Here is a 3074-nt window from a genome sequence, read left to right on the forward strand (position 1 = left end):
AATAAATATTATGAAGCACAACCCGACCAATTTTAATAACTTATACAATGAATACAAAGTATTGGTTTATAATGTTGCGCTAAATTATTTACAAAATACCGAAGATGCTGAAGAAGTTACACAAGATATTTTTATTCAAGTGCACGAATCTTTACATCAATTTAATAATAAATCTTCTCTGAAAACATGGATTTATAGAATAACCATCAATAAAAGTTTAAATTTCATTAAACATAAAGCCAGTAAAAAACGTTTTTTTGTTTTTGGACGTAAAAGCAATAATGAGTTGGAAATTAATAATTTATCTAATTTTGAACATCCTGGAATTTTATTAGAGAATAAAGAAAAATCGGCCATTTTATTTGGCGTTATAAATGAGTTAACTGAAAATCAGAAAACGGCTTTTATACTCTCTAAACTAGACGGATTAAGCAATCCTGAAATTTCAGACATCATGCAACTTAGTATTTCATCGGTCGAATCTCTTATTTTTAGAGCCAAAACTAGTTTGAGAGAAAAATTATCGAATAAATTTGAAGAACATCGCAAGAAATAATTAAATAATTTGTCTAAACAATTATGGAACAAGAAAAATGGATAAATAGTGTTATGGATAGCACCGATGGAATAACGCAAATTACACCTGATAATTTGCTGTTTTCTAAAATTGAAAATAAAATAAAAGAACAAAATGTGGTTTCTAACAAATGGATTTGGATTGCAGCGGCTTCTTTTGCTATTTTATTTTCATTAAATTTTAAAATTATTTTTTCAGGACCTAATAAATCCAATACTGATACCGAAATGTTAGTAGCTTCTATTTATAATTCAAACCAACTTTATTAATTATGGACAAAATTAAACTACTAACTTTCTCGGTAATTGCACTAATTATTCTAAACTTTACAATGTTAGGTTTTTTTATTTTTTCAGAGAATAGATCAGAAGATATTAAGAAGAAACCAAAACCTAGAGAAATAATTATCCGAAAATTAGGTTTTAATAAACAACAAGCAAAAGCATACCAAGAGTTAATAAATTGGCACAGATCGAATATAGATAGTTTGCAAGAACAAATTAAAAATACAAAACAAAATTTATATTCAGAATTAGTAAAATCTGAGGTTGATAATAAAACTAAAGATAGTTTAGTAAATAAATTGGCAAATATTCAGAAAGAAATTGAAAACACACATTTCAAGCATTTTCAGGATATAAAAAAGCTTTGCAAGAAGGAGCAATTAGACCGTTTTTCTGATTTAACTACGGAATTCGCCAAAATATTTTCTAAATCGAAACCACGAAATGATTAAAAAAATAATATTTTGTTTCATTCTTTGTCTGGTTTTTTCTGAAAGCTCTCAAGCTCAGAAAGAAAAAGACTCTTTGTTTATGAACTTGAATTTAAAATTCGATACAAATCCTTTAGAACTAAACAAAGTATATATTTCGAAAAGTAAAGACACATTGCGGCTTAATTTAGTTAAATTTTATATTTCCAAAATTCAAATTGAATATGCAGATAAAACAATTTTTTCACAATCAAATAGTTATCATCTAATTGATATAGAAAACCAAAATTCACTAAAAATACCTATTTGTAAAACTGAAAATAAAATTGTAAATAAAATTACATTTAATATTGGTATTGATAGTCTTGCTAGCGTTTCTGGAGCATTGTCTGGTGATTTAGATCCTACAAAAGGAATGTATTGGGCTTGGCAAAGTGGTTATATTAATATGAAAATTGAAGGCAAAAGCAACAGTTGTAAGACTAGAAAAAATGAATTTCAGTTTCATATTGGTGGCTATTTAAAGCCCAATTATGCTATGCGAAAAGTAATTTTATTTGCAAAATCAAACAATCTTGATGTTGTATTAAATTTTGCTTCTTTTTTTGATAAAATACAACTTTCAGAAACTAATTCTGTCATGATTCCAGGTAAGAAAGCTATGGAATTAGCTAATTTGAGCGCAAAAATGTTTTACATAGAATGAAAAAAATTATAGTCTATATATTTTTTAGTTTTGTACTTATTATTTTACTAGCTTTTGTAAAAAAAACGCTTACTCCTATTTATTTCGATATTCCAAAAGGTTGGTCAAAACCTTATTATGATTTTAAAAATAATCCGTTAACCGAAGAAAGATTTCAACTAGGAAGGCAGTTATTTTATGATCCAATTTTATCTAAAGACAATACTATTTCTTGTGCTAATTGTCATTTGCAGGCTACAGGTTTTACACACGTAGACCATGCTTTGAGTCACGGAATAGAAGGCAAAATTGGAAACAGAAATTCGTTAACCTTGCAAAATTTGGCTTGGAGTAAAACTTTTATGTGGGACGGAGCTGTAAATCATCTCGATGTGCAACCACTTGCTCCAATTACAAGTCCAGTAGAAATGGACGAAACATTGCAAAATGTAGTTTATAAACTTCAAAATAACGAAAAGTACCAACAATTATTTTATAATGCTTTCGGGACAAGTAAAGTTACAGGACAATTAACATTGAAAGCTTTATCACAGTTTTTAGTAATGCTAAAAACTTCTAATTCGAAATACGATAAAGTGATGAGAGAAGAAGAATTATTTACAGATATAGAGCAAAAAGGATACAACTTATTTAAAATAAATTGCGCTAGTTGTCATCAGGAACCTTTATTTTCGAGCGATAAATTTGAAAATAATGGTTTAGAAATAGATACAACTTTAAACGATTTTGGAAGAATAAAATATACTCAGAATCCTAAGGATTATTTACTATTTAAAGTACCTACTCTACGAAATATTGAATTTACTTATCCTTACATGCATGATGGACGGTTTAAAACTTTAACCGAAGTGATAAAACACTATAATTCGGAAATTAAAACTAGTAAAACATTATCGAAACAATTAGTAAAACCAATGAATTTATCCGATAATGAAAGAACTGAATTGTTAGCTTTTTTAAAAACTTTAACAGACAAAGAATTTCTTTTTAATGCAAAATATTCTTTTCCTAAATAAAAATCATTTTTGTCGCAAGAATAAAATTTAATTGTTGTCTAACATTTAAACCCTAACAAA

The 3074-nt window shown here is 27.2% G+C and carries 5 protein-coding genes; all 5 read left to right on the forward strand.

Annotated elements, in window-relative coordinates; all coding sequences use genetic code 11:
* A partial coding sequence (locus tag ACH2BG_RS09380; RefSeq protein WP_395047432.1) for an RNA polymerase sigma factor occupies positions 1-556 on the forward strand: 556 nt, incomplete at its 5' end.
* A gap of 23 nt (positions 557-579) precedes the next feature.
* Positions 580-846 (forward strand): hypothetical protein, encoded by a 267-nt coding sequence (locus tag ACH2BG_RS09385; RefSeq protein WP_395047433.1) that lies wholly within the window; start codon positions 580-582, stop codon positions 844-846.
* A 2-nt stretch (positions 847-848) separates the two neighbouring features.
* Positions 849-1313 carry a hypothetical protein gene (locus ACH2BG_RS09390; protein ID WP_395047434.1) on the forward strand — a complete coding sequence of 155 codons (465 nt, stop codon included), beginning with the start codon at positions 849-851 and terminating at the stop codon, positions 1311-1313.
* A 79-nt stretch (positions 1314-1392) separates the two neighbouring features.
* Complete coding sequence (locus ACH2BG_RS09395; RefSeq protein WP_395047435.1) at positions 1393-1998, forward strand: MbnP family protein; 606 nt, start codon at positions 1393-1395, stop codon at positions 1996-1998.
* On the forward strand, positions 1995-3014 hold the full coding sequence (locus ACH2BG_RS09400) for a cytochrome-c peroxidase (RefSeq protein ID WP_395047436.1): 1020 nt from the start codon (positions 1995-1997) through the stop codon (positions 3012-3014). Before ACH2BG_RS09395 ends, ACH2BG_RS09400 begins: the two co-directional genes overlap by 4 nt.
* Positions 3015-3074: the final 60 nt, after the last annotated feature.

The sequence above is a fragment of the Flavobacterium sp. genome, from assembly GCF_043779715.1.
In the GTDB taxonomy this organism is placed as follows: Bacteria; Bacteroidota; Bacteroidia; order Flavobacteriales; family Flavobacteriaceae; genus Flavobacterium.

Bases quoted from the DNA above. Each gene is read 5' to 3' on its own strand.
- ACH2BG_RS09390 (WP_395047434.1), top strand. From the start codon at position 849: ATGGACAAAATTAAACTACTAACTTTCTCGGTAATTGCACTAATTATT.
- ACH2BG_RS09395 (WP_395047435.1), top strand. From the start codon at position 1,393: ATGAACTTGAATTTAAAATTCGATACAAATCCTTTAGAACTAAACAAA.
- ACH2BG_RS09385 (WP_395047433.1), top strand. From the start codon at position 580: ATGGAACAAGAAAAATGGATAAATAGTGTTATGGATAGCACCGATGGA.
- ACH2BG_RS09400 (WP_395047436.1), top strand. From the start codon at position 1,995: ATGAAAAAAATTATAGTCTATATATTTTTTAGTTTTGTACTTATTATT.